Here is a 25,941-nt window from a genome sequence, read left to right as displayed (position 1 = left end):
CATAACTTTTTTTTCGAAAGCTGAGCCTTTTTTTCGATCTCGCGTGACAAGGCAGGCAGAGACCCTTCCTTTTTACCGACGAGACGCCGCCATGCAGTCCCCGCAACGCCTTCGTACCTTCCCCCGCACGCCCCTTGCCCGCGCCCTGATGCTGGGCTTGGGCCTGGCCGCCGTCCTGCCCGCGCCGACCTTTGCCGCCAGCCTGGAAATCAGCGCCGAAAGCCAGCGCCAGGCGTTCGACATTCCCGCAGGCCCGCTGGAGTCGGCGCTCAACCAATTCGGCCGCGAAGCCGGCGTGCTGCTGTCCTTCAGCCCCGAGCTGACCGCGGGCCGCCAGACCCAGGGCCTGCACGGTCAGTACGGCGTCGACGAGGGCCTGCGCCAACTGCTGGCCGGTAGCGGCCTGCAGGCCGTGGCTCAGGACGGCGGCTACAGCCTGCAGTCCAGCGGCGCGGCCATCGAAGTGGACCGTCAGGTCGTGATCGGCTCCCGCGCGCCGACCAGCATCAGCGAGCTGCCAGGCACCGTCTGGATCATCGACGCCCCTCAGCTGCAGGAGCAGACCAAAGGTGGCGTGCCCTTCAAGGAAGCCCTGGGCCAGTTGATTCCCGGCCTCGACATCGGCCCACAGGGCCGCACCAACTACGGCCAGAACATGCGCGGCCGTAGCGCCCTGGTGATGATCGACGGCGTCTCCCTGAACAGCTCCCGTGGCATCAGCCGCCAGTTCGACTCCATCGACCCGTTCAACGTCGAACGCATCGAAGTGCTCTCCGGCGCCAGCGCGGTCTACGGCGGTGGCGCCACCGGCGGCATCATCAACATCGTCACCAAAAAGGGCGAGTCAGGCCCGGCGCGCTTCAACAGTGAGGTGGGTCTGCGCAGCGGCTTCGAGACCAGCCAGGACCACGACTGGCGCGTCGCCCAATCCGTCAGCGGTGGCAGTGAGCAGATCAAGGGCCGCGCCTCGGTCGCCTACCAGAAGAACGGCGCCGCCTACGATGGCAGCGGCGACCAGGTGATGCTCGACATCACCCAGACCGACCTGCAGTACAACCAGTCGGTGGATGTCATGGGCAGCCTCGACTTCGCCTTCGCCAACGGCCACAGCCTGAGCCTGGGTGCCCAGTGGTACGACTCCGGTTACGACGGTGACAAGGGCGTCGACCTCGGCCGCGACTTCCGTGGCCTGCGCGGCCTGGAACCCTTCGAGATCGAAGGCGGCGCCAGCTTCGACCGTGAGCCGCGCACCGAGCGCCAGCAGGTCAACGCCACCTACCACGCCCCCGAAACGCTCGGCCACGACCTCTACCTGCAGGCGTACTACCGCAGCGAGGAAATGGCCTTCCAGCCCTACCCGAGCATCGCCTTCACCGGCACCGGCGCGATCAACCCTGCCCGCTCCTATTACTCCGCCTCCCAGCAGGACACCGACTACTACGGGCTGAAAGCCGTTCTGGTGAAGGAATGGGACCGTTTCACCCTGACCTATGGCGCGGACATCGAGCGCGAAAGCTTCGACGCAGACCAGGCGCTGTTCGACCTGAACACCGCCGCCCAGACCGGTGGCCTGGTGGCCGACGAATACGCCAAGGTCGGCCGCTACCCCGGCATCGACACCGACAGCAACTCGCTGTTCGCCCAGGGCAGCTGGCGCGCCACCGACGCCCTCACCCTGTCCGGCGGCGTGCGTCGCCAGCGCACCAACAATGATGTCGGCGACTTCGTCGCGGCGGCCCAGCAGATCCAGATCAGCAAGGGCAACGGCACCAGCGCCGACGCCATTCCCGGCGGCGAGAAGGACTACCAGGTCGACCTCTACAACTTCGGTGCCGTCTACAAGCTGAACAAGGCCCAGCAGGTCTGGGCCAACTACTCCGAAGGCTTCGAGCTGCCCGACCCGGCCAAGTACTACGGCCAGGGCACCTACTCCGCCGCGCCGGTCAACGGCCATTGGATGCTGCAGAGAGGCGTGAATGTCGAGGACTCGGCCCTCGACGGCATCAAGACCAAGCAGGTGGAACTCGGCTGGCGCCACTACGACGGCAGCCTGGATGCCCAGTTGGCAGCCTTCTATGCCTGGTCCGACAAGAGCATCACCTACAACCGCACCACCCTGCTGGTGGAGCAGTTGGACAACAAGAAGCGCAACTACGGCCTGGAAGGTCAGGCCAACTACTGGCTGACCGAGAACTGGCAGGTGGGCACCAGCGCGCTGGCAATCCGCTCGCAACAGAAGATCGACGACCGCTGGCAGAAACAGGACGTGACCGCCGCCAGCCCCTCCAAACTGACCGCCTTCGTCGGCTGGCGTGACGACGACACCAGCCTGCGCCTGCAGGGTGTGCGTACCTTCAACCTCTCCGACGACGGCAACGTCCTCGCCAGTGGCCAGTTCGACGGAAACGACCACAAGATCGACGGCTATACGACCTTCGACCTCCTGGGCAGCCAGGTCCTGCCGGTGGGCACCCTCAACTTCGGCATCCAGAACCTGCTGGACAAGGACTACACCACCGTCTGGGGTCAGCGCGCCCAAGTGTTCTACAGCGCCAACATCCCCGCCGACCTGTTCGACTACCACGGCCGTGGCCGTACCTACAGCCTGAGCTACAGCGTGGAGTTCTAAACCCTCTCCCCCAACCCCTCTTCCTGACGGGAGAGGGGTGACGCCCGGTTCACCTTCTACACAGGAACGGTAGCCCGGATGCAATCCGGGAATGACCCCACCCTCGCTCCCGGATTTCATCCGGGCTACGGACTTTCGGCACAGCCCGGCAGGGGCGAATTCATTCGCCAAGCGGGCCGCAGGTCCGCCTCATGGCCCCTCAATACGACACCGTCTTGTCCTTCGGTCCGATGTTCCAGCGGAACCAGTCGTCCAGCATGGTTTTCTCGTAACGCAGGCGGTCGTTGCTGAAGTAGTAGTTGCCGTGTTGCAGGTAGGACTGGTCAATCACCGTGGCATCGCGGCTGACCAGGGGCTTGCCGTCCTGCTCCAGGCTGTAGTGCAGCTTGATCCTGGGCCAGGTCACTTCACGCATGAAGCGCACATCCTGGAAGTTCACCCGCCAGGGTTCGTACCGGCCGGCCAGGTCGATGTCGAGGATGTCGACCTTGAGGGTCTGTCCGGGCTGCAGGTAGCGCTTGCCGAGTTTCTCGATATGCGCCTTGAGGTCCTTCAGCACGACGTCATCCGCGCCCCGGCCGTAATCGCGGTACAGACGCGCGTCGCTGTACTTCTCCGGGTGGGTGAAGCTGACCTCGGTGGTGGATGCCAGCGCACTCGGGGACAGGATCAACAGGGCCAGCACGATGAGGGGCGACGTGGGTCGCATGGAACACCTCCTGACGGTGATGCGGGGCACCGCCAGATTCAGTGTACGCCCGTCAATGCGAACGCGAAGCGGCTCCAGTCGGACGGTTCAGACCAGCGCCAGTACACCGCCCCCCAGCGGCAACAGGCCAACCAGCGGCAGCACCCAGCGGGTCTGCCAGGCCAGCAGCGCCACCAGCAGCAGGCCGGCCAGCATCAGTTGGCAAAGCCAGATCACACTGCCGATCTCGCCGCCCAACTGGGCGATGCTCAGGGCCAGGGCAAGCAGCATGGCGAACACCGCGCCCATCCGCAGCAAACGGATGCGCGACTCACTCGGGGCACCGCTGAAAACCAGCTTGTGCTGGCGCGACATGGCCAGCGCCAGGCCGGTCATGGCCAGGTAGCAGAAGGCAAAACCGAGGACCAGCATCAAGCGCTCTCCTCCACCAGGCGACGGCGCACGCGGGGCGCCTTCGCCACCTGCGGTTGCGAGCGTCGCCAGGCCAGCAAGCCGCAGAGGGCGCCAGATGCCAGCAGTACCAGGTCGATACCGGCCATATCCCAATCGCCGCGTGCCAGCGTCGCCAGCAGGCTGCCTTCGGGCGTGACCAGAGCATTGAGCAGCGGCAGGCCCAGGGCCAGGACAGTCACGACGGCGAGCACGTCGCGGGCGACCTTGCCGCTGTTGCGGCGCAGCACCGCCCAAGCCGCCACCAGCAGCCAGACACCCACGAAAACCCAGGTTTCCGCGCTGGCGCGCTCGGCCATGCCGGCCGGCAGCAGGCGGTTGCCGTAGAGCAGGCCCAGGCTGGCGACCGGCAGGCCGCCCACCACCGCGCCGTTCAGGGCACGCACCAGGCCGATGCCGTAGCCGCCGCGCGTCTCACGCTTGCGCAGCCAGACCTGCAGGCCGGCTACCAGCATGGCGCAGCCCATCAGGCCGAGCAGCAGGTAGAGGGCACGGACGATCTGCCCGCCAAACTGCGCCATGTGCAGGTTGGTCAGCCAGGCGTAGCTCTGGTAGCCCGGGCTATAGGGCTTCTGTTCGTGGAGCAGTTCGCCGCTGGCGGCGTCGTAGGACAGCGTCCACTGGAAGTCGACGATGCCGGAACGGTCGTAGCGGCGGATGTCCACCACCGCTGCAGCGTCGCCCGGATGGTGCACGCTGATCCAGCCGGTTTCGTTGCCGCCCCAGCGACGATGGGCATCGGCCACCAGGCCATCAAGCGAGGTTGCCGGCGGTGCGGGGCGCTTCACCGCCTCGCGGTGGTAGGCACCCATGGTGTCGTTGAAGAACGCTTCCGCGTTGCCCTTGTAGGCCAGCTGGATGCCAGCGGGCATGTAGAAGACGACGAAGATCGCCAGGCCCGTGTAGGCGATAAGCAGGTGGAACGGCAACCCCACCACACCGAACAGGTTGTGGGCGTCCAGCCAGGCGCGCTGGCCGTTGGCGTCCGGGCGCAGGGTGAAGAAGTCCTTGAAGATGCGGCGGTGGATGATGATGCCGCTGATCAGCGCCACCAGCATGAACATCGCGGCGATGGCCACGATGTACATGCCGATCATGCCGGCGTTGAGGTCGTAGTGCAGGGTGAAGAAGAACAGCCCACCCACGGTTTCCGGCATCGCCTCGCCGGTTGCCGGGTCGAGGGCGAAGCGCACGAACTCGCTTTCGTCGGCCGGCTCGTAACCGGCCCAGTAGAAGGGTTCGCGCTCGCTCGGCGGGCGGATCCAGATGGCATGGGCGTCCGGCGCCTTGGCCAGCATGGCCTCGCGCACCTGGTCGACGGTCATGCTGTGGCTTGAGGGCTCGTGCAGCGCTGGGCGCATCCAGCGCTCCAGCTCCTTGTCGAAGCAGGCGATGCTGCCGGCGAAGAAGATGACGAAGAGCAGCCAGGACGGCAGCAGCCCGCCCCAGGTGTGCAGTCCCGCCATGGATTGGCGCAGGCTCATGGTCGTACTCCGAAATCGCTGGGCAGGTAGGCCGCCAGGGCCATCAGTGCCGTCAGCCCGGCCAGCACCAGCCAAGCGCGCAAGGCCGAACGCGCCGCGAAGGCATAGAGGATGGCGAGGGTGTAGACGGCGAAGCAGGACAGGCTGGCGAACACCACCCGGTCACTGCGCACCAGCGGCAGATAGACGGTCAGGAACGCTGTGGCGGCATAGGCCGCGGCATAACCGCCGAGGATTGCCGCCAGCACCCGCGCGGTCACGTCCCAGCGCGTGGAAGTCTTGGCTTTGCTCACGTTAGTTCCTTGGTCAAGGACGTTCCCGGCGGAAGTGTTCCGACGCGCAAGAGGAATTCTCAGAAATAAACTGAGAATTATTTACATGCGCATGCGAATTGCAACAGAGAAATTCTATCGGTCCACAGGGAACGACCCGGATCAGGCTATGCGCGACAGCTGGTCGGCCCACCGGTCATTGCGGTTCGAACTTTGCACATCTCCTGGCGTCCATCGACTCATCGCTCGACCAATCAGGTGACAGGCCATGTACAACCCATTCCAGATCCTCACCGACGCTTTCCAGGCCGAATACCGGGTCAACCTCAGTCTCGTAAGCCCGGACGGCAGCATCATGCTGACCCTGACCAACGAACGCGGCGTGGTGGCGCGGCGCATGATCAGCGCGGCTCAGCGCAATGACCCGGTACGCCTGCAGCGGGTAATCGAAAGCGTCCGCCTGGGCATCGCCATCGAGAATGGTCACAAGGTGGGGGAATTGCTCACCAGCATGACCGGCGGCCATGTGGCGCCGGTGCGCACGGGGCGGGTCAACGCCGCACAGATAGCGCGCATCTGATGCACGCTATCCGTGCATGGGGTCAGGCCTCGCCTTCCGCCTCGATCTGACGACGCAGGCGCTGCCGACGCGGCGGGGCATCGATCTGCACCGAAGGGAAGCGCGAAGACGCGAACCGCACCACAAGGATCGCCAGGGCCAGCAGCAAAATGGCTCCAGAGACATACACCACGCCCAGATCCGGCCGGTGGTGATGCGAGACATCGGAAATCAGCAGGCGGGTCAGCGCGGTGATCGCCACATAGATCAGGAAGCGCACCGGCATGTGGTTGGTCTTGAAGTAGATGCCGACCATGGCACCCAGTTCGAGGTAGATGAACAGCAGCAGAATGTCATCGACCGTGATGTGCCCCTTCTCCACCATCCCCAGAAACGCCACAACCGCGGCCCAGGCGGTGATCCCGCCGATGGCGAACAGCGCCAGGTAGTGGAAGCTCTCCACGAGGAGATTGCCCAGCGATTCGGCCAGGCCATGCACGTTTTCGCGCAACGCTTCAGCCCAGTTGATCTTCACGATACAGCTCCTTGGTACGACGGGCCCGATGGTGCCGGGCGAAAGTGACAGGGGAGTTATGCAGGATGAGGGCCGCAACGGGCCTTGCGCCACGAGGCAGGTTGTCGCAGCCCGTGCGTGGCCCGGGCAACGGCTATGCTTGGGCTCCAGCGGAATCAAGGCCGATCCGCAGCGCGGGCTGACGTCGGTGGGCAAGTGGAAATTTCCTACGGGCTATTTCCATTTGCCATCATTCCGAATACTGTACGCACATCCAGTATTATTAACCCAATTATCAAAGGTGAGGGGTGATGAATGGCCGTCGAAGTGGTGTACCGCAGCAGCCGCGATCCGGAGCGCCTGTTCATGGATAAGGCCGAAGCCGATCGATACGACAAGATGCTCGAGCTGGCCGAGTCCCTGGCCGAAGTCCTGCAAAAAGCGGTGCCCTCGCTGAGCGAACAGCAGGTGGAAGACATCGGCATATTCATGGCCAAGCACCGCGATACCTTCGCCCGCGCCTTCAAGAATCAGCCGGATGCACTGGCTGAACTGGAGCTGGCCGGCAACGCCGAGTAACGCTGCCTGGGGAGCCCCGACTGCCCCCATGAGGCTCAGGGCTCCACTCGCAACCATCCGCGACGCGGACCGACTTTGCGCCGTTTTTTCAAGCCCGCCTGTGGCGTCGAACCGATGCTGGGACACCCCCTATCAGGAGTGCCCCATGCGTATTCTCATTGCCCGACTCTATGCCCCGGTTTTTTTCTTCGGCTTCATCGCGCACTCACTCTGGCTGAGCAGTTGGCATCCGGGGCAGCCGGTCTGGCTGCTGGTGCTGCTCGCCAGTGCGATCGCCCTCTCCTTCGCGGCCGAAGCCTGGTTGCCCTACCGGCGGGAATGGAACCAGGACCATCGCGATCGCTGGCGGGATGTCCTGCACGCAAGCGTCAATGAAGGGTTGGCCGGCCTTGGGCTGCTGGCCATTCCGTTCACCGCCTCCCTTATCCCAACCTCTGGCCTGTGGCCCGATGCCTGGCCCCTCTGGTTGCAGCTGCTGATCGCCGTATCGGTGGCGGACCTGGGGATCACGCTCATGCACCTGCTCAGCCACCGCCTGACAGTGCTCTGGCGCCTGCATGCGGTGCATCACAGCGTGCGGCGGATGTACGGATTCAACGGCCTGATGAAGCATCCGCTCCATCAGACGCTGGAAGCCCTGGCGGGCACCGCCCCGCTGCTGATGCTCGGCATGCCGGAACACGTCGCCGCGCTGCTGGCCTTCGCCATCGCCATCCAGTTACTGCTCCAGCACAGCAACGTCGACATGCGCCTCGGCGCATTGCGCCATCTCTTCGCCTGGGCTCCCGTGCACCGCTTCCACCACATGAAGTACGGCAAGGCCGGGGACGTGAACTTCGCCCTGTTCTTCAGTTTCTGGGACAGGCTGCTCGGGACCGCCTTCTACCATCCGCACTACCGCATGAGCAGCGACGATCTGGGCATCGGTGGGCGGCCCGACTACCCGGATACCTACCTGGCCCAGTTGGCCGCCCCTTTCTTGCCGCAAGGCCCGGAGGGGACATCTCCGACTACCCCGGATGCCCTACTCCAACAGCCTTAGCCGCAGATTGCGCAAGGTTCGGTCGGCACGCACACCGAAGGTGCTGCGTACCGTCCGAGAAAAGTGCGCGGCGTCCGCAAACCCCGCCGCATGCGCCGCGTGGGTCAACGGCTCTCCGGCCATGGCCAATGCCAGTGCAAGACGCAGGCGACGCCAGAGCACCAGACGCCGGACCGAAAGCCCGACCTGCTCGCCGAACAGCCGCTCGAGCTGGCTGAGAGAAAGGCAGGCCTGACGCGCCACGGCCACGGCACTGACCTTCTCCGTCAGCAACTGATCGACCGCCTCCAGCGCCCGGGCGATACGCGGGTCCATGACGCGCCTGGGTGCAGCGCGCAACCGATCGGCCAATGCCTGCAAACCGGGCTCGGCGCCATCCAGCGCAGAACGGAGACTCTCGAAGCTGAACGCCAGCGGTTCGGCGTAGACCGTCACCATGGGCTGGCAGGCATCCTCCAGCGCATGCACCCGCATCGACTCCAGCAGCACCATCTGCCCGCTCACTGGCTGCCCGTCCACCGTCAGGCGCACGGGCGCCTCCAGCGCCAGCAGCGCCTGATGGGCGTAGTGAGCATGGGGGCGGGTGGCTCCGCTGGCGCCTGCGATCAAACAGTAGTCACGGGCCAGCCAGAGGGCTCCTTGCCAGGGCGAGTCAGTCACGGTGCCGGCTCCGAGCCAGGATCGAGGCAGGCATCAATAGCGCCAATGGATGCCCCACGGCAAGCACGCCCAGTTCACCCCCGAACGGTAATTGACGCCCCTGCGAAGAAGGTCTAGTTTTCCGAGGTCCCCACCCGGGGCCCACCACCTTTGGCGAATCCCAGATGCCCAACGCAAGCGCCCATACCGCGATGACCACCGATCCTGTCGGTGCCCGCGTGCGCGCCTGCCTGTCACCGATGTCCCCACCTGTCGCACCGCCGCCTGCCGTGCGTGCCGGCTTCCCGCCGCCGCCCCCGTACGTGCTGCTCGGCTGATCACCAGCCGCTGATACCGCTCCGGCCCTGACCACTTTCGGTCCGCGTTCGCACACGCCGGAGCCTGTTGCTGCTCACTGACAGGTGAACATTCATGACGTTGGACAAATCCGTCTGGGGCGCGACTGCCTCGACTTCGCTATTCGTGCTGCTGTGGAGCAGTGGCGCGATCTTCGCCCGGCTGGGCCTGGACCACGCCTCGCCCTTCGCCTTCCTCACCCTGCGCTTCGCCCTGGCCTTCGCCACCCTGTTGCTGCTGTGCAACTGGCGCGGCCAGGGGCTACCGGAGCGCGGCAGCCGCTTGAAAGTGGCGGGCATCGGCCTGCTGCTGATCGGCGGCTACACCATCTGCTACCTGCTGGCGCTGGATAACGGCATCACCCCCGGCGTGCTCGCCGCACTGCTCGGGGTGCAGCCGATCCTCACGCTGGTGGTGCTGGAACGACGCTTTCCCCTGGCGCGCCTGTTGGGCCTGGGCATCGCCCTTGGCGGGCTGGTGCTGCTGGTGTGGCAGAGCATCGGCAAGGCGCAGGTGACCAGCCTTGGGCTGATCTACGCCCTCGCCTCGCTGGGCAGCATGACCGTCGGCGCCATCCTGCAGAAAGGCTTGCAGCAATCGCCCATGCAACTGTTGCCCGTGCAATACGGCGCCAGCCTGCTGGCCTGCCTGCTCCTGGTGCCTTACAAGCCCTTCCACTTCGAGGCGACCCTGGACTTCGCCATTCCCTTGCTGTGGCTGGCGCTGGTGATCTCGGTGGTGGCACAGCTGCTGCTCTATCGGCTGATGCAGGCGGGCAATCTGGTGAACGTCACCAGCCTGTTCTACCTGGTGCCCGTGGTAACGGCGGGGATGGACTACCTCTTCCTCGGCAACGCCCTGGCGCCCCTTGGCCTGGCCGGGATGGGCGGGATACTGGCGGGACTGGTGCTGGTGTTCGGCGTGGGCAGCCGGAGCGGCTGAGGCCCGCGTCCCAGCCCCTCTCCCGGAAAAGGGAGAGGGGACTCCAAGCCGATCTTTGGCACAGCCCTGTAGAGGCGAATTCATTCGCCATGCAGGCCGCAGGCCTGCCCGCCTCTTGCCTTACGGCAGCTCCAATGCCTGCACCAGCGCCTTGAGGAACCGCGCCGCCTCGCCACCGGTTACCGCCCGGTGGTCGAAGGTCAGCGACAGCGGCAGCACCGGGTGGATTTCCACCTTGCCCTGCCAGGCCACCACCTCGTCGCGGATGCCGCCGGCGCCGATGATCGCCACCTGGGGCGGCACCACCACCGGGTTGGCGTAGCGGCCGAACAGGGTGCCGAAGTTGGACAGCGTAATGGTGGCGCCCATCATTTCCTGCGGCGGGATCGAGCGCGCTTTCACGTCCGCCCGCAGCCGCGCCATGCCCTCCTTCAGGTCCTCCGCGCTGCGCCCACCGACATTACGCAGCACCGGCACGAAGAGCCCATCCGGCGTGTCGACGGCGATGCCGAGGTCGAGCTTGTCGTGCTGGCGGATGGACAGCGCGCGGCCGTCGAACCAACTGTTGAGGATCGGCTCCACCTCGCAGGCCGCGGCGATGGCCTTGCCCAGGCGGATCAGCGGATCGCGGGCTTCCGGCCAGCGGTGCAGGTCGGCATCGCCGAAGATGGTCACCGGCACCACTTCGGCGTGGGAACGCGCCATGTTGATCGCCATGCTGCGACGCACGCCGCGCAACCGTTCGCCACCGAAGCTGTCACGGGCCGTTTGCGCGGCCTGCTCCACATCGGCGCGGGTGACCAGGCCATCAGGGCCTGAGCCGGCCAGGGCTGCCAGCTCCACCCCCACCTGCCGGGCCAGTTGGCGCACCGCCGGGGTGGCGCGCGGCGCCAGGTGTTCGCGGGTGGAGGGTGCGGCGCCGACGAAGAAGCGGTCGGCCTGGGCATTGCCGCCGCCTTCCAGGCGACCCACTACGGTGCCGGCGTCAGCGTCCTCGCCCTCATAGCCGAGCAGTGGTTCGCCGACGTGGAGGATGTCGCCTTCCTTGCCGAAGGTCTTCGCCACTACGCCATCGTGGGGCGCCGGAATGTCCACCAGGGCCTTGGCGGTTTCCACCGAGACGAGCAGTTGGTCGGCCCTGACGTTGTCCCCCGCCTTCACGTGCCACTGGACGATTTCCGCTTCCTGCAGGCCTTCGCCCAGGTCGGGCAGTTTGAAGTATTTCATCGTACGCTCCTCGTCTCAGGCGTAGTTCAGCACCAGGTCGCAGGCCGCGAGGATGTCCTCGGGGCTGGGGAAATAGAGCTGTTCCAGGCGATACAGCGGCGGCGGTATGTCCGGCGCGGTGACCCGCTGGATCGGCGCCTGCAGGTCGAGCAGCGCGCGCTCGTAGAGGCTGGCGGCGATCTCCGCGCCCACCCCGCAGCTGCGCGGAGCCTCATGGACGATCACGCAGCGACCGGTCTTGCGCACCGAGGCTTCCAGGGTGTCGAGGTCCAGCGGCTTGATGCAGGCGACGTCTATCACTTCGACCGACACGCCCTGTTCTTCCAGACGTGCGGCTGCCTGCAGGGTTTCATGAACGCTGGCGCCCCAACTGATCAGGGTGATGTCCGAGCCCTCGCGCAGGGTGAAGCAGCTGTCCAGGGGCAGGCGCTTGCCATCGTCGATGATCGGTTGCGGGTTCATCCGATAGAGCCGGGTAGGTTCGAGGAAGATCACCGGGTCCGGGTCATCGATGGCCGCCAGCAGCAGGCCATAGGCCCGCGCCGGCGAGGACGGGATGACCACGCGCAGGCCGGGGATGTGGGCGAACAGCGCTTCGGTGCTTTCGCTGTGGTGCTCCGGCGCGCGGATGCCGGCGCCCATGGGGCTGCGCAGCACCATCGGGCAGGTCAACCGGCCACGGGTGCGGCAACGGATGCGGCTGGCGTGGGACACCAGGTGTTCCATGGCGGCGTAGATGAAGCCGAGGAACTGGATTTCCATCACCGGTTTCAGGCCCTGGGCGGCCATACCAACAGCCAGGCCAGCGATCATGGTTTCCGCCAGCGGGGTGTCGATCACCCGCTTGAAGCCGAAGCGGTCGCGCAGGCCGAGGGTGGCGCGGAACACGCCGCCGTTGATGCCCACATCCTCGCCGAGGATGACGACGTTCTCGTCTTCCTGCATGGCGCGGTGCAGGGCCATGTTCACGGCTTCCAGCAGGGCACGTTTTTCCGTGGTGGCGTTGAGGTTACTCATGGCGACCTCCTTCTTCGCGACGGGCGACCCGTTCCATCAGCATTTCCCGCTGATCGCCCAGTGCAGCCGGCCAGCGGGCGTAGACGTGGTCGAGCACCGAGTCCACCGGTTGGGTGCCAATCGTCTCGAAGTTATCCACAGCCGCCTGCACCTGGCGCTGGCAGTCGGCGATCAGTGCCTGCTCGCGGCCTTCGTCCCAGACCCGGTGGCCAGCCAGGAAAGCCTGCAGGCGCTTGATCGGCTCTTCCTGCCAGGCGGCCTTGACCTCCTCGGCGCTGCGGTAGCGGGTGGCATCGTCGGCGGTGGTGTGATCCCCCAGGCGGTAGCTGATGCACTCCAGCAGGACCGGCCCCTTGCCGTGGCGAGCACGGTCGAGCGCCCATTGCACGCGGTCGTAGACGGCCAGCACGTCGTTGCCGTCCACCTGTTCGCCATGGAAGCCGGCGCCGATGGCCTTCTGCGCCAGGGTCGGCGCGCCGCTCTGGATACGCCGGGGCACCGAGATCGCCCACTGGTTGTTGTTCACCACGAAAAGCACCGGCAACTGCCAGGCACCGGCCACGTTGAGGGCTTCGAGGAAGTCACCCTTGCTGGTGGCGCCATCCCCGCAGGTGGTCACCACCGCGCGGTGCTGGCCGCGGATCTTGATTGCGGTGGCTACGCCGCAGGCATGCAGGGCCTGGGTGGCGATGGGTACGCAGATGGGGAAGTCCTCTTTCGAGCGCGGGTCCTGGAAGTCGCTGCCGCGTTCGTCGCCGCCCCAGTAGAGGAGGATTTCTTCCATGCGCACGCCGCGCATCAGTTGCACGGCGGTGTCGCGGTAGTAGGGCACCAGCACGTCTTCACCACGCATCAGGCTGCCGATGGCGACGCCGATGGCTTCCTGGCCCAGGGTCGGCGCGTAGGTGCCGATACGGCCGGTACGCTGCAGGGCCACCGCCTTCTGGTCGAAGAGGCGGGTCAGCACCATGCGGCGGTAGAGGTCGGTGAGCAGGTTGAAGTCGTCGGCCCAGGCCGGCAGTTCGCCGACCAGCCGTCCCTCGGGGTCGAGGACGCGCGTGTAGGGCAGTTCGATCCGGTTGGACATGGCAATTCTCCTTACACCTTTTGGGTGCCTGCACAGGGCCCGGGGCTTGTGGCTCCGGGAGCTAACGGGCCGGGCCGCTGGTTGGCGGCCGTTCAGCCGAACAACAGGCGCTCGGCCAGGGCGTCGGCGACCCGTGCGGGGGATCGCTTGTCGGCCTGGGCGTGCGCGTAGATCTCGGTGAGGCGCTGGCTGATCCGCGACAGGTGCGCGGTGATCGCCGGCAAACCGGCGCCCTTGTGCTTGAGGGCGACGTAGATGAGCCCGCCGGAGTTGATCACGTAGTCCGGCGCATAAAGGATGCCGCGCGCTTCCATCTCGTCGGCGATCTCGGAACTGGCGAGCTGGTTATTGGCCGCTCCAGCCACCGCCGCGCAACGCAACTGGCCCACGGTCTGGGCATTGAGAATGCCGCCGAGGCCGCACGGCGCAAGGATGTCACACGGGGTGGTGAGGAAGGCGTCGGCCGCCACCGGTTGGGCGCCCAGTTGCTCTATTGCCAGTTGCACGCGGCCGGTGTCGAGGTCGCTGACCAGCAGTTCGGCGCCCACTGCATGGAGCTGTTCAGCCAGGGCATAGCCCACATGGCCGAGGCCCTGCACGGCAACGCGCAGGCCTTCCAGGTCATCGCTGCCGAGGCGCGCATGGGCGGTGGCACGGATACCGGCGAAGACCCCGAGCGCGGTGTGCGGCGAGGGGTCGCCAGCGGCGGTGGTGCTGGTGACATGGCTGGTCTGCTGGGCGATGCAGTCCATGTCGGCACTGGACGTGCCGCTGTCCACGGCGGTGATGTAGCGGCCGCCCAGGGACTCGATCATGCGCCCGAAGGCTTCGAACAGCGCAGCACGGTCATTCACGTGGGCCGACCGGATGATCACCGCCTTGCCGCCCCCCTGGTCGAGACCGGCCAGGGCGGCCTTGTAGCTCATGCCCTGGGCGAGGCGGATGGCATCGCGGATGGCGCTTTCATCATCGGGATAGGCGAGGTATCGGCAACCGCCAAGGGCCGGACCGAGGCGAGTGTTGTGGATGGCGATGATGGCCTTGAGTCCGGTGACAGGATCGTTGGCGAGGTGCAGCGCCTCCAGCCGGGCGTTTTCCATCATGGCGAACATGGCGGGCTCCCTTCCTGACGTTAGGGCCAGTATAGGCCGAGCTTCGCCGTCCGCCCCCTCGTATCCGGGCATAAGCCGAGGTGCCGAGATAACCACGGCGGGTGCCACTACTGGACGAAAATCAACCAGTTGGCTACAAGGAATCAACCCTTCGGAGATGCCCATGGATCCGCGCCAACGCTGTCTAGCCTGCCTCGAACGCGACCCTCCGGCGATGCTGGAGTCGGCCCTGTGGATTGCCGCCGAGCATGACCCTCGCCTCGACCCGGAGCAGGTGCTGCGGGATTTCGGCGGTCTGCTCCAGCTGGTGGCCGCCGGCCTGCCGAACCTGGCGCCAGCGGAGCTGGCCCAACCCCTGCTGCGGCGCCTGAATGAGCTGGACTTCCATGAGGACGACGACACGCCCCTGCGCCCGCACGCTGCGCTACTGCCCCAGGTGCTGACGCGGCGACGCGGACAACCGCTATCCCTGGCGCTGATCGCCCTGGAGCTGGCCGCCCGATTGGGCATTCCGCTGTCCGGCGTCAGTTTCCCCGGCCACTTCCTGCTGCGCGTGCCGGGCGCCGACCACCTGCTCGACCCGTGCAGCGGACGCCGCCTCTACACCCGCGACTGCCGCGACCTGCTGGTGCGGGTGCAGGGTCCACAGGCCGAACTCCAGGCCGCGCACCTGCAAACCGCCAGCGCACGGGAAATGATCCAGCGCCTGTCGCGCAACCTGCGCATGCTGCACCTGGAAGCGGGCGAGTCCCTGGCCGCGCTGAAGGACGCTGAGCGCGTGCTGTTGCTCGGCCCGCCAAACATGCACGACCACCTGGCGCGTGCCGACATCTACCAGCGCCTGGATTGCCCCCAGGCGGAACGCTATGACCTGGAGCGCGCCCTGCTGCTCTGCGACAACCCCGCCCAGCACCTGCAACTGGCCCAGCGCCTGCGTCGGCTGGGGCATGTCCAGCCGCTGCACTGAGTCCGGATTTACATCAGCCCCAATGACTTGGCGTGCGCCACCGCCTGGGTCCGCCGCTTCACCCCCAGCTTGCCGTTGATGCGTCGGGCGTGGGTCTTCACGGTGTGCAGCGAGATGAACAGGCGTTCGGCGATTTCCTGGTTGGAACTGCCTTGAGCGATCAACCCGAGGACTTCCAGCTCGCGCTGGCTGAGTGGCCCAACGGCGCCCTCGACAGCGTCATCGCCGTCCTCCATGCCCAGGGCCCTGAGCATGTCCGGTTGACGCAATTGCAGCTCGCGCAGCGGCTGCTGCAGGTTGATCTGGTTGGCCAGGGTCAGGCCATCGCGTAGCTGGGTCGCGGCCGTGTCGAGGTCGCCGGCCAGGTACTCGCATTCGGCCAACGCTACGTGAATCTCGACTTCCAGCGCCGGCATGCCGGCCTCGCGGGCTTTGTGCAACTGCCCGAGCAGGCGCTGCCGGGCGTTGAACACCTCCCCCTCGTAAAGCTCGGCCAGGGCGAGGTGCCATTCGATGCGTGGAATCAGGTCGAGGGTCGCCGGTGGCGCCTGCACCGCATGCTCGCCACGGAAATGCTTGAGCACCCGCAACAGCGCATGACGCGCCTGGCCACTGCGCCCTTGCATCAGCAGCAGGCTGCTACTGACTTGCAGCAACACCGCGCGGTAGACGCGCTCGGGGATATGACGCATCTGCATCAGGCGCTCGGCTTCCCGCAGACGATCGAAGGCCGAATCGAACGCTCGGCGGTTAGCATCCAGCGTGGCCAGGCCGAGGAATCCGAAGAGGGCACGGTAGTCGCCGCAACTGCGGGCCTCTTGCAAGCCGTACTGGTAATGCTCGCGGGCCCGTTCGTCGTTGCCCTGGCGCAAGGCGAGGCGGCCGCGCCGCAGCGCCAGGCGGCCGAGCAGCGGGCTGGCCAGCCGCGCCTGGGGCGCCAGGAAGTCCTGCGCCCGCTCAAGCACCGCGTCGGCACGCAGCAATGCGCCTCGATGTTCGAGGATCTGCGCATGGTCCAGTTCGAGAAACGCCTCCATCAGCAGGTTGCCATGACTGCGCGCCAACAGCAGGGCCTCGCGATTGAGGCCCTGGGCATCGTCCAGCTTGCCGTCCAGCAACGCCTGCTGGGTAAGGCCGGAGTAGCAGATCAGGCTCTGTTCCCAGGCAGATTCGGGCAAGACGTCCAGCGCCTCGCGCAGGTGCAGGCGGGCACCGGGGGAGTCGCCCTGCAGGTGCGCCAGCAACCCGTACTGCGCCTGCCAGTACGCCACCAGTGCCTGCTGCGATGCTGCATCCGGCTGCGGCAGGAAGCGCGCCTGTTCGGCGATACAGGCCGCCGCCTCGTCCAGTTGCCCGGAGAACAGCAACGCGCCGGCCAGCATGCGCATGCAATGGGGCGAAACCAGCAGCAGGTTTTCGTCGACTTCCCGATTCAGGCGCAGCAGCAAGGCAACGTTGCGTCCCTGGAACAAATGTTCGACGCCCAGATGCTGCAGCAGGCTGACGGCGGCTTCCGGCTGGCCGGCTTCCAGTGCATGTTCGACGGCGGTCTGCCATTCACCCTGCGCGGCAAACCACTGGCAGGCGCGCAGGTGCCAGCCGCGACCGGCCTGTGCATCCCGTGCCCGCATCTTGCTGGCCAGCGGTGCAAACACGCGGAACCAGCCGGGTTGCTCGGCCAACGGTTCGATGAAGCTGCCCAGCGCCTGCAGATCTCGCAGCAACACAGCGCCTGCTCGGTTGCCGAACAGGTGGTCGCAGAGCGCCGCGTTGAAACGCGGCAAATGCACCAACGCATGCCAGGCCTCGATCTGCTCGGCGTCGAGGCTGGAAAACAGTTCATGGTCGAGGTACGCCGCCAATGTGGCGGAATGGCCGATACCGCTGCCGTACTCGGCAAAGCCCCACTCCGGTGGTTCGAGCAAGGCCATGCGCAGGCCCGCGCACCAACCGCCGGTACTTTCCAGCAGCCGACTGGCGGCATCGCCGGGCCAGTCCAGGGGTGATTGGGCGAGCAGCTTGAGCAATTCACCGCGCTCGAAGGCCAGGGCGTTGGCGTCCAACTCCAGCAGTTCGCCGTCGATCAACAGGCGCGGCAAATTGCAGGAAGGACGGCGACGACCGCTGAGCCACCAGCTCACGGACGAACTGCTGGCATTCAGTAAACGATCCAGGCAGGCATCGAGCTCAGCGTTGGGCCGACGACAGTAGTCATCCAGCATCAACCAGGTGGGCGTGTTCCAGGCAGCCAATGCACGCACCAGGCCCTCTTCATCCGCAACCGCGATTCCCAGGGCGTCCGCCAACATTGCGCAGAACTCGGCGACCGTTCGTTCCCGTCCCCCCAGGGGCAGCCAATGTACCGTGCAATCGCTCGGGCGGCGTGCCGCGCACTCCATCAGCAGGACGCTCTTGCCGCTGCCAGCGGGCGCGCAGAGCAGACGCAGGCGTGACGTGGAAGCGAGCAGGCGCTCGCACAGGCGTGGACGCGGGGCATGCAACGCCGGCAGACGGGGCAGGTGGGCAAAGGTTTCGAAGCGGCTCATGGCAGACATCCGGGTGTGCCTTTTGTTCTTGTGGGGGCGACCTGAATCCACACCCTAGGCCTCTATCTCGAGCTTTATGAAGGATCATTCAAAGCCCTGATCCAGCGCCATAAAAAAGGCGGCCAACGGCCGCCAGGTTCTGGAGTAGTGCAATCACATGCCTTGCCTGGCGCACATCCCTGTGCGCCGGTTGCTCAGCGTACTCCGGCGTTACGCAGCGCCGCCGGGGTGTAGTCGGCCGCCTTGCCGACGAAGCCGAATTCGAAGCTGTGCTTCTCTTCGTTCTTCATGCCCAGGGCCAGGTAGCGGCCGGCGACGATGTCGTACAGGGCTTCCAGGGTGTAGGCCGGAACCTGCTGGTGGTAGTAGAACTGGGCATGCCCTTCGGCGACGCGCCAGAGCTGGCCGCGACCGTCGTAGTGATCCACCAGCGCCACCTGCCAGCTGTCTTCGTCGATGAACATGTGGCGCTTGGCGTAGATGTGGCGCTCGCCCGGCTTCACGGTGGCGACCACCTCCCACACGCGGTGCAGCTCGTAACGCGTCAGGTCCTGGTTGATGTGCCCTGCCTTGATCACGTCGTCGTACTTGAGCTGCGGCGAATCCAGCTTGTAGCTGTTGTAGGGGATGTACATCTCCTTCTTGCCCACCAGCTTCCAGTCGTAGCGGTCTGGCGCGCCGGAGAACATGTCGAAGTTGTCCGAGGTGCGCAGGCCGTCCGCGGCGGTGCCCGGGCCGTCGTAGGCGACCTGCGGGGCGCGGCGCACCCGGCGCTGGCCGGCGTTGTAGATCCACGCCAGGCGCGGCTCCTTGACCTGGTCCAGGGTCTCGTGGACCAGCAGCACGTTACCGGCCAGGCGCGACGGCGCGGTGACCTGCTGCTTGAAGTAGAGCAGCACGTTCTCGCCCTTGGCCGCCGGCAGGTCCGGCATCTCCTGGGGTACGGCCACTTCTTCCTCGAAGCGGATCGGCGTGTAGGAGCCGTTCACCTGGGGGGTCGCCTGGGTGATGATCCGCCGCAGGTTGCCGCCACGGTAACGGGTGATGTGGTTCCAGATCACTTCCACGCCGTTCTTCGGGATGGGGAAGGCGTAGTAGCGGCTGGCGGTGAAGTTGGACAGGCCGTTGCCATCGTTGATCGGCTGCACGTTGAGCGCGCTCTTCTTCGCCGCTTCGTACACCGCCGGCGGCACGGCGACCGTGCGATGGGTCGGGTAGACCGGAATGCGGTAGGTGTCGGGGTAGCGCTTGAGCATCGCCACCTGGCCGTCGGAGAGTTTGTCCTTGTACTGCTCGACGTTGGCCGCGGTGATGGTGAACAACGGCTTTTCGCTGGCGAACGGGTCGGCGAGGAAGCCCTTGGCATCCACCGCACCGGCGTTCTTGCCGAGGCCACCGCTCCACTCGGGAATGCTGCCATCGGCATTGCCGGCCTTCTCCGCGCCCAGTGGGGTCAGGCTGGTGCCGAGTTTCGCCGCCTCATCGGCGGATACCGCCGCCATCACGTTGGCGGCCAGCAGGGACAGCGCCAGGGCGCCGCATTTCAGGATCGTCTTGCGCATCTTCATGTTCCCTTTGCCCCTCAGAAGTTCACGCCGAAGCTGACCGCGAGGAAGTCACGGTCTACCAGCGTGTTGTACTTGCCGCCGAAGAAGTCGGTGTAACTGAGGCTCGCGGTGTAGGTGTTCTGGTAGTCGGCATCGACGCCGATGCTCAGTGCCTTGGCGCCTTCGTTGAACAGACCGTTGGGGCCGTAGCCGTCGACGTCGTGGGACCAGGCGAGGTTGGGCCGCAGGTTGATGCCGGCAATCGCGTTGCTGTAGTCGAGCACGGCACGGGTGCGGTAGCCCCAGGAGGTGCTGGTGACGAAACCGTGGGTGTCGCCGCCGAAACCGTAGGCGCCGTAGATCGAGTCGCGGCCGTAGCGCAGCTCGCGAGTCGACTCCAGGCCGCCGACATGCACCACACCGATTTCACCCACCAGGGTCAGGCGGTCCGCGCCCATCACCTGGTCGATGAAGTGGGTCAGGGTGGTCTGTACCTGGGTGATTTCCTTGCGCTTGTAGCCGGTGTTGTCGGCACCGGGGCGGGTGGCAATGGGCGAGGCCGCGCCGCCGGCGATGGGGTTGACCAGGGCCAGGGTCATGTCGGTGGTGTTCAACTGCACCGGCGCGTTGGGGCGATAGCTCAGCTCGCCGCTCCAGGCCGTTCCGGTGGGTAGCGTGGTGGAAAAACTCAGGCCGTAGAGCTGGATGTCTTCCGGGTACTCCAGGTAGTACTGGCCATTGCCGAGCAGGGTGCTCTGGGCCAGGCCGGCTCCGCTACCCGGGACAATGCCATTGGCGGTGGCGACGATGCCGGGAATCGCCGCCAGGGTTGCGGCGCTGGCGGTGGTGGTGCCCACCAAGGGTGTGCGGCTGTGGTAGTTCATGAAGTACGCGCCGTACTCGGTCTCGTCGCCCAGCCAGCGCAGGGCCGTACCGAACTGGCCGCCGTCACGGGCGTCACGGTCGCCACCACGCGGCAGGATCACGCCTTCGGAGGTAACGTCAAAACCCTGGCCGAACGCCGCCGCGATGGGCTGCAATGGCGCGATGGCCGGGCTGCCCACGGTGTAGCCGGTGTCGCAACCGTCAGCCGCCACATCGGACGTGGCGAAAAAGGTGCCGCAGTTGTCGAGGACAGTCTGGTCCCACTCCAGTTGATAGAAGGCCTCGGCGGACAGGTTGTCGGTCAGGCTCTGGGACACGTAGAACATGTTGACCGGAATCAGACCTTCCTTGAGCTCTGCACCAGGGCGGCGGAATGCGGACACGTCGATCGGGTTGATCGAGTTGATGCTGTTGCCGATGAAGGTGCTTTCACCCCAGCTCACCACCTGCTTGCCCAGCCGCACGCTGCCCGGCAGGTCGGCGATGGCGTAGTTGTGATAGATGAACGCATCGAGTAGCTGAGCCCCCGAGGACTTGGAACCTTCCTTGCGGTTGTGGTCGCTGATGTCCTTGAACAGGCGGCTCTCATCCTTCAGCTCGAAGTCGTACCAGTACTTGCCACGGACGAACACACCGGTATCGCCGTACTTCAGTTCGAGGTCATGGATACCCTTGAAGATTTTCGAGAAGGTCTCGCCCTTCTTGAAGTTGAGGCGACCGTCATCGCCGGTCGAAGACTGCCCCTTGCCCCCGTTGTTGACGCTGATCAGGTCTGGATCGGCACCGCGCATGGACCAGCTCGCGCCCACCGACAGCGAGGAGTCGAATTGCCCCTCGATCTCGCCGATGTTGAAGGAGACCGCGTGAGCCTGGGCGGCGAATCCCATGGCGACTGCGGCGGCCAGCGCGTGCGGCCGGAAAACTGCGCGCATTGTTGTTCTTGTCATGCGGCTTTCCTGGTTAGTGAAGGAAGGCACAACCCTAACCAGTCACCCGTGCAGGCGATAAGCGCACCAAGGAGGGATTCATCCTGTCGCTCGAAAGAGTGAATCCGCGCTCTGCAATGCCGCCTGGCGCACCCTGATGGACGCCCTGCATAGCGCATCATCCAGAACATGGATGGAACTTCTGCCGCTCACTACCTCAGGGCCGCTGACTGAGGCATCCTGAGCGGGTCCCACCGCCCTGACCGACCATGACCATGCAAGACGCCCTCCCCGACCCGCAGACCGACGCCACCCGTGATGTGGTGACGCGTTACCACCTGAGCTGGAAAGCCCGTGACATCGAAGCCGTATTAGCGCTCTACCACCCCGAGGTGGAATACAACGACTTCTTCCAGAACCGCTGCATGCGCCGCGAAGACCTGCGGGATTACCTCCAGGCCACCATGCCCACCGGCCCGGACGATTTCCTCGAACACAACGACCGCATCCGCATCGACGGCGACACGGCCTTCATCCAGTACGCCATCAGCGTCGCCGGCGGCGGTACCTTCCGCGCCAGCGAAGCCATCACCGTGCGCGACGGCTTGATCTGGCGAATCAACGAGTACGCCCTGCTGGTTCAACCCGCCTCGCAGACCAGCAAGCACCCGTCGCAGCGGCCAGCGGCCAGCCGCCTGGGTCTTTCGGCGCGGCAGCTGGGCATGCTGGCGCGGGATATCGAGGAATACTTCCAGCGCTCCAAGCCCTACCTTGATCCCGCGCTGGACCTGCACCAGGTCGCCGGCGCCACCGGTTACACCCGCAACCAGATTTCCTACCTGCTGAACCAGATGCTTGGGCAGAGCTTCTACCAATACGTCAACCAGGCGCGACTGGAGCACCTGCTCAGGCTGCTGGAAACCGCCGTGCCGCCCGTGCGCATCGACGAACTCGCCTTCAGCGCTGGCTTCAACTCGCTCTCGGCCTTCTACCGCTGCTTTCGCCAGCACACCGGCCTGTCGCCCAAGGCCTACCTCAAGCAGCTACTGTAGGGACGGATTCATTCACCCTGCAGGCCGAAAGCCGGCCCCTACCGAGGCGATGGGGCAGCTGCATTGCCCGTAGGAGCTGGCTTGCCAGCGAATGGCCGCGTTTCGCTGGCAAGCCAGCTCCTACAAGGCTCTTGGCCCGATGGTAGATCTCTCGCAACAGCTAACGCAGACATAGCGAATGAATTCGCCCCTACAACCGTCATCCAGACCGCCGCGCCCTCGCATTCCCAGCGTGCCCGCGCACACGACAAGCGCACCGCCACCCTCTAGCCTTGCCCGTCATGACAACCTTTGACCGGGGACCTGCCTATGCAGAACTGGCGCGAAATCAGCCTGTGGATGGACCAGCTCGATGAGGACCTCAAGCCACGACCGTCGCTGTCCGGCTCGCTGGAGGTGGATGTGGCGATCATCGGCGCCGGCTACACCGGGCTGTGGACGGCCTACTACCTGAAGCGCCAGGCCCCCGAGCTGAGGATCGCCATGGTCGAGGCGCAGTTCGCCGGCTTCGGTGCCAGCGGCCGCAACGGTGGCTGGCTGATGGGCAACCTGCTGGGCGAGGACCGCGCCCTGGCATCGCTGCCCGCCGAGGTGCGCAAGGCCTCCTTCGACCTGCTCCATGGCATTCCCGATGAAGTAGCCGAGGTGCTGGAGCGTGAAGGTATCGACTGCCACTACCGCAAGGCCGGCATCCTCTACTGCGCCGCACGCTACCCGGAACAGGAGAAGCGCCTGCGCGAGCAGTTGGCGGACCTGCATGCCGAGGGCCTGAGCGAAGCCGACTACCGCTGGCTGAGCCCCGAGGAACTGAACGGCCAGTTGCGTGTGGCCAATCCCTACGGCGGCATCCATACCCCGCACTGCGCGACCATCCAGCCAGCGCGCCTGGTGCGCGGCCTGGCAGAAGCGGTGGAACGCATGGGTGTGCAGCTGTTCGAGCAGAGCCCCGCCACCCATTGGCAGCCGGGTCTGGTACGCACCCCCCAGGGCGAGATCAAGGCCCATTGGGTGGTGCCCGCCATCGAAGGCTATGCCGCCAGCCTGCCGCCGCTCGGCAAGTACCAGTTGCCGGTGCAGAGCCTGCTGATCGCCACCGAACCGCTGAGCGACGCCCAGTGGGCGGAAATCGGCCTGGAGCATGGCCAGGCGTTCAGCGAGAGCAGCCGCCAGGTCACGTATGCACAACGCACCGCCGACAACCGCCTGGCCTTTGGCGCGCGCGGCGGCTACCGCTTCGGCGGTCGGCTACGGGAGGACTTCCAGCTCAGCGTTGACGAGGTCGACTTGCGCCGCTACCTGCTCGGCGAGCTCTTCCCGCAGCTACGCAACGTGCGCATCACCCACAGCTGGGGCGGCAACCTGGGCATGGCGCGGCGCTTCCATCCGCACATGCTGGTTGACCGCAACAACGGCATCGCCCTCTCCGGCGGTTACGGCGGCGAAGGTGTTGGCGCCAGCAACCTGGGCGGGCGCACCCTGGCCGACCTGATCCTCGGCAAGGAGACCCTGCTCACCCGCCAGCCCTGGGTGCTGGGCGATGGCCCGCTGGACCGCCTGAGCGCCTGGGAGCCCGAGCCCTGCCGCTGGCTCGGCTACAACGCGATCATCCGCAGCTTCGTCCACGAAGACCGGGTGCTGGCCAACCCCCACAGTGCGCCCTGGCGCCGTGCCATGGCGCAGAAGCTGGCCAACCTGATGGAAGGCCTGATGCGCTGAGCCGCACGAAATCCAATCTCACCCGTTCGCGAGCAGAGCTCGCTCCTACATCCAGGCATTTGCGGAGCCAACAACATGAAAGCCACTTTGCTGAAGAACACCCACGACCTGCCCCTGTCCGAACCGAACCCGGTACCCGTGCCCGTCGGCGAACCCGTGCCGCAGACTCGCGTGCACTCGGTGGAGCGCACCGACGGCGTGGAAACCGGCATCTGGGAATGCAGCCCCGGCCGCTTCCGCCGGCAGATCGTCGAGCAGGAGTTCTGCCACTTCACCCATGGCCGCTGCACCTTCACCCCCGATGGCGGCGAGCCCATCGAAATCAACGCCGGCGACGCCCTGCTGCTGCCGGCCAACAGCCTGGGCATCTGGGATGTGAAGGAGACCCTGCGCAAGACGTACGTGATCATTTCGCGCTGACGAACTTTCGCCCCTTCATGCGCTGCAGGGGCCAACTCATTCGCCAAGCAGAACGAAGTTCTGCCGAAGGAGTTTCGCCTCGCGCTTGCGAAACGCCGCCCGCTGCAACCTACGGAATCAATCGTCGAATCGCCCGTGCCGCCCCTGCCCCGCTTTGAAGGATCGGGCACCGGCCAGCGTCTCGCCGCTGTGGATAACCTTCATCCCACCCGCGAATTCATTGGCAAGGGCCTCCTCGAACGGCAAGTCCCACTGGGCATAGGCGCTGGCACGATCAGCGAGCATGCACCGCAGCGGGAATGCAGCAATGGCGTGGGCCAGTTCCTCGGCCGCCGCACGGGCTTCACCCTTCGGCACCACCCGGTTGGCCAGCCCCATGGCCAAAGCCTCCTGGGCCTTTACCGGACGCCCGGTGAGAATCAGGTCCAGCGCCCGCCCCTGACCGATGACTCGCGGCAAACGCACAGTGCCGCCGTCGATCAGTGGCACACCAAAGCGGCGGCAGAACACGCCGAACACCGCGTCCTCGGCCATCACCCGCATATCCGCCAACAGCGCCAGCTCCAGCCCACCGGCCACGGCATGGCCTTCGACGGCGGCGATCAGTGGTTTCTGCAGTTGCATCCGGCTCGGCCCCATGGGCCCATCGCCCTCGGGATCAAGGCGATTGCGCCGCGCACCGTCCTCGGCCACCGCCCCCAGGTCGGCACCGGCACAGAAGGTGCCGCCAGCCCCGGTGAGCACAGCGACACGCGCTTCCTCGTCCACCTCGAACGCCCGCAGCGCCGCTGCCAGTGCGTCAGCCGTGGGCCGGTCGACGGCGTTACGCACGTCGGGCCGGTCGATGATCAACGTGGTGACCGGACCGTTCTTCTCGACTCTTACGTTCATGGGGGCTCCTGGGGGTGGAAATGAAGAACTGCTTTTTCTGTAGATCCTATGCAAAGGCCGCCCGCACGCCGATTCTTAATCCGGGGGATAGAAGGTTTGGCCCAGAGGAGGAATCGACATGCGAACGGCCTACGTTGAACAGCATAGTGCGAATGAACCGGTCCTGGCAGTGGCGCTGGAGTTGGCCAAGGCCAGTTGGAAAGTGGCGCTGAGCGATGCCCGGCGCAACCCCCGGCTGAAGACAGTCGACGCACCGCAGCCCCTGGCGCGCCTGGAGCAGGTGGTGCAAACGATCGCGGAGACGCGCGCGCTCTGGGCGTTGCCGGCGTCCGCCAGAGTGGTCGTGGTGTATGAAGCGGGCCAGGATGGTTT

The 25,941-nt window shown here is 65.9% G+C and carries 25 protein-coding genes; 11 read left to right on the top strand and 14 right to left on the bottom strand.

What is annotated here, in order from left to right:
* The first annotated feature begins 91 nt into the window (after positions 1 to 91).
* Complete coding sequence (locus G559_RS0121790) at positions 92 to 2,629, top strand: TonB-dependent receptor (protein WP_081668137.1); 2,538 nt, start codon at positions 92 to 94, stop codon at positions 2,627 to 2,629.
* A 199-nt stretch (positions 2,630 to 2,828) separates the two neighbouring features.
* Here the strand turns inward: G559_RS0121790 and G559_RS29185 are convergent, their stop codons facing one another.
* The 4 genes from G559_RS29185 to G559_RS0121770 all read right to left on the bottom strand — a co-directional run bounded on the left by G559_RS29185 (position 2,829) and on the right by G559_RS0121770 (position 5,565).
* Positions 2,829 to 3,338: a DUF3016 domain-containing protein gene (locus tag G559_RS29185; protein WP_036997709.1), complete on the bottom strand. Its 510-nt coding sequence runs from the start codon at positions 3,336 to 3,338 to the stop codon at positions 2,829 to 2,831.
* An 87-nt stretch (positions 3,339 to 3,425) separates the two neighbouring features.
* Complete coding sequence (locus tag G559_RS0121780) at positions 3,426 to 3,749, bottom strand: DUF3325 domain-containing protein (RefSeq protein ID WP_081668136.1); 324 nt, start codon at positions 3,747 to 3,749, stop codon at positions 3,426 to 3,428.
* Positions 3,749 to 5,272, bottom strand: a complete 1,524-nt coding sequence (locus tag G559_RS0121775; protein ID WP_028630279.1) for a PepSY-associated TM helix domain-containing protein — start codon at positions 5,270 to 5,272, stop codon at positions 3,749 to 3,751. Before G559_RS0121775 ends, G559_RS0121780 begins: the two co-directional genes overlap by 1 nt.
* Positions 5,269 to 5,565, bottom strand: coding sequence for a DUF3649 domain-containing protein (locus tag G559_RS0121770; RefSeq protein ID WP_028630278.1), 297 nt, complete (start codon positions 5,563 to 5,565; stop codon positions 5,269 to 5,271). Before G559_RS0121770 ends, G559_RS0121775 begins: the two co-directional genes overlap by 4 nt.
* Before the next feature lie 247 nt (positions 5,566 to 5,812).
* On the opposite strand from G559_RS0121770, the gene G559_RS0121765 reads away from it, so the two are divergent.
* Positions 5,813 to 6,124 (top strand): DUF3509 domain-containing protein, encoded by a 312-nt coding sequence (locus G559_RS0121765; protein ID WP_028630277.1) that lies wholly within the window; start codon positions 5,813 to 5,815, stop codon positions 6,122 to 6,124.
* Positions 6,125 to 6,146: 22 nt separating this feature from the next.
* Here G559_RS0121765 and G559_RS0121760 read toward each other — a convergent pair whose 3' ends face one another.
* Positions 6,147 to 6,638: a phosphate-starvation-inducible protein PsiE gene (locus G559_RS0121760; protein WP_028630276.1), complete on the bottom strand. Its 492-nt coding sequence runs from the start codon at positions 6,636 to 6,638 to the stop codon at positions 6,147 to 6,149.
* 294 nt (positions 6,639 to 6,932) lie between these two features.
* Here G559_RS0121760 and G559_RS0121755 point away from each other — a divergent pair, with 294 nt between their 5' ends.
* Together G559_RS0121755 and G559_RS0121750 are read left to right on the top strand one after the other, a co-directional pair.
* A complete protein-coding gene (locus G559_RS0121755) occupies positions 6,933 to 7,196 on the top strand; it encodes a YebG family protein (RefSeq protein WP_028630275.1) in 264 nt (87 codons plus the stop codon).
* Positions 7,197 to 7,341: 145 nt separating this feature from the next.
* A complete protein-coding gene (locus G559_RS0121750; protein ID WP_028630274.1) occupies positions 7,342 to 8,238 on the top strand; it encodes a sterol desaturase family protein in 897 nt (298 codons plus the stop codon).
* Here G559_RS0121750 and G559_RS0121745 read toward each other — a convergent pair.
* Positions 8,221 to 8,898, bottom strand: coding sequence for a helix-turn-helix domain-containing protein (locus G559_RS0121745; RefSeq protein WP_028630273.1), 678 nt, complete (start codon positions 8,896 to 8,898; stop codon positions 8,221 to 8,223). The genes G559_RS0121750 and G559_RS0121745 overlap by 18 nt on opposite strands.
* 164 nt (positions 8,899 to 9,062) lie before the next feature.
* On the opposite strand from G559_RS0121745, the gene G559_RS30495 reads away from it, so the two are divergent.
* Together G559_RS30495 and G559_RS0121740 are read left to right on the top strand one after the other, a co-directional pair.
* The gene (locus G559_RS30495; RefSeq protein WP_155945752.1) at positions 9,063 to 9,215 is read left to right on the top strand and encodes a hypothetical protein; all 153 of its coding nucleotides are present in this window, start codon (positions 9,063 to 9,065) and stop codon (positions 9,213 to 9,215) included.
* Positions 9,216 to 9,309: 94 nt separating this feature from the next.
* The gene (locus G559_RS0121740) at positions 9,310 to 10,176 is read left to right on the top strand and encodes a DMT family transporter (protein ID WP_028630272.1); all 867 of its coding nucleotides are present in this window, start codon (positions 9,310 to 9,312) and stop codon (positions 10,174 to 10,176) included.
* Positions 10,177 to 10,296: 120 nt separating this feature from the next.
* On the opposite strand, the gene G559_RS0121735 is transcribed toward G559_RS0121740, so the two are convergent.
* The 4 genes from G559_RS0121735 to G559_RS0121720 all read right to left on the bottom strand — a co-directional run bounded on the left by G559_RS0121735 (position 10,297) and on the right by G559_RS0121720 (position 14,619).
* Positions 10,297 to 11,403, bottom strand: coding sequence for a dihydrolipoamide acetyltransferase family protein (locus G559_RS0121735; RefSeq protein WP_028630271.1), 1,107 nt, complete (start codon positions 11,401 to 11,403; stop codon positions 10,297 to 10,299).
* Positions 11,404 to 11,418: 15 nt separating this feature from the next.
* Positions 11,419 to 12,420, bottom strand: a complete 1,002-nt coding sequence (locus tag G559_RS0121730) for an alpha-ketoacid dehydrogenase subunit beta (RefSeq protein ID WP_028630270.1) — start codon at positions 12,418 to 12,420, stop codon at positions 11,419 to 11,421.
* Complete coding sequence (gene pdhA, locus G559_RS0121725; RefSeq protein WP_028630269.1) at positions 12,413 to 13,507, bottom strand: pyruvate dehydrogenase (acetyl-transferring) E1 component subunit alpha; 1,095 nt, start codon at positions 13,505 to 13,507, stop codon at positions 12,413 to 12,415. Before pdhA ends, G559_RS0121730 begins: the two co-directional genes overlap by 8 nt.
* Positions 13,508 to 13,599: 92 nt before the next feature.
* Positions 13,600 to 14,619, bottom strand: coding sequence for a Leu/Phe/Val dehydrogenase (locus tag G559_RS0121720; RefSeq protein WP_028630268.1), 1,020 nt, complete (start codon positions 14,617 to 14,619; stop codon positions 13,600 to 13,602).
* A 163-nt stretch (positions 14,620 to 14,782) separates the two neighbouring features.
* On the opposite strand from G559_RS0121720, the gene G559_RS0121715 reads away from it, so the two are divergent.
* Positions 14,783 to 15,586, top strand: coding sequence for a SirB1 family protein (locus tag G559_RS0121715; RefSeq protein WP_028630267.1), 804 nt, complete (start codon positions 14,783 to 14,785; stop codon positions 15,584 to 15,586).
* Between the two features lie 8 nt (positions 15,587 to 15,594).
* Here G559_RS0121715 and G559_RS0121710 read toward each other — a convergent pair whose 3' ends face one another.
* The 3 genes from G559_RS0121710 to G559_RS0121700 all read right to left on the bottom strand — a co-directional run bounded on the left by G559_RS0121710 (position 15,595) and on the right by G559_RS0121700 (position 21,511).
* Complete coding sequence (locus G559_RS0121710) at positions 15,595 to 18,141, bottom strand: LuxR C-terminal-related transcriptional regulator (protein ID WP_028630266.1); 2,547 nt, start codon at positions 18,139 to 18,141, stop codon at positions 15,595 to 15,597.
* 185 nt (positions 18,142 to 18,326) lie between these two features.
* Positions 18,327 to 19,694 (bottom strand): DUF1329 domain-containing protein, encoded by a 1,368-nt coding sequence (locus G559_RS0121705; RefSeq protein WP_028630265.1) that lies wholly within the window; start codon positions 19,692 to 19,694, stop codon positions 18,327 to 18,329.
* Positions 19,695 to 19,714: 20 nt separating this feature from the next.
* Positions 19,715 to 21,511 carry a DUF1302 domain-containing protein gene (locus tag G559_RS0121700; protein WP_028630264.1) on the bottom strand — a complete coding sequence of 599 codons (1,797 nt, stop codon included), beginning with the start codon at positions 21,509 to 21,511 and terminating at the stop codon, positions 19,715 to 19,717.
* A gap of 254 nt (positions 21,512 to 21,765) precedes the next feature.
* Between G559_RS0121700 and G559_RS0121695 the strand changes: the two genes are divergently transcribed.
* The 3 genes from G559_RS0121695 to G559_RS0121685 all read left to right on the top strand — a co-directional run bounded on the left by G559_RS0121695 (position 21,766) and on the right by G559_RS0121685 (position 24,678).
* A complete protein-coding gene (locus tag G559_RS0121695) occupies positions 21,766 to 22,542 on the top strand; it encodes a helix-turn-helix domain-containing protein (protein ID WP_394296421.1) in 777 nt (258 codons plus the stop codon).
* Positions 22,543 to 22,851: 309 nt separating this feature from the next.
* A complete protein-coding gene (locus G559_RS0121690) occupies positions 22,852 to 24,258 on the top strand; it encodes an NAD(P)/FAD-dependent oxidoreductase (protein WP_028630262.1) in 1,407 nt (468 codons plus the stop codon).
* Between the two features lie 75 nt (positions 24,259 to 24,333).
* Positions 24,334 to 24,678 (top strand): cupin domain-containing protein, encoded by a 345-nt coding sequence (locus G559_RS0121685; RefSeq protein ID WP_028630261.1) that lies wholly within the window; start codon positions 24,334 to 24,336, stop codon positions 24,676 to 24,678.
* Between the two features lie 117 nt (positions 24,679 to 24,795).
* Here the strand turns inward: G559_RS0121685 and G559_RS0121680 are convergent, their stop codons facing one another.
* Positions 24,796 to 25,569, bottom strand: coding sequence for a crotonase/enoyl-CoA hydratase family protein (locus G559_RS0121680; RefSeq protein ID WP_028630260.1), 774 nt, complete (start codon positions 25,567 to 25,569; stop codon positions 24,796 to 24,798).
* A 118-nt stretch (positions 25,570 to 25,687) separates the two neighbouring features.
* On the opposite strand from G559_RS0121680, the gene G559_RS29180 reads away from it, so the two are divergent.
* Positions 25,688 to 25,941, top strand: a 254-nt coding sequence (locus G559_RS29180) for a hypothetical protein (RefSeq protein WP_036997547.1), incomplete at its 3' end; no start/stop codon positions are given.

The sequence above is a fragment of the Metapseudomonas resinovorans DSM 21078 genome, from assembly GCF_000423545.1.
Taxonomy (GTDB): Bacteria; Pseudomonadota; Gammaproteobacteria; order Pseudomonadales; family Pseudomonadaceae; genus Metapseudomonas; species Metapseudomonas resinovorans.
Note: the sequence above shows the minus strand (reverse complement) of the source record. Positions and strands in the feature narration are given on the sequence as shown.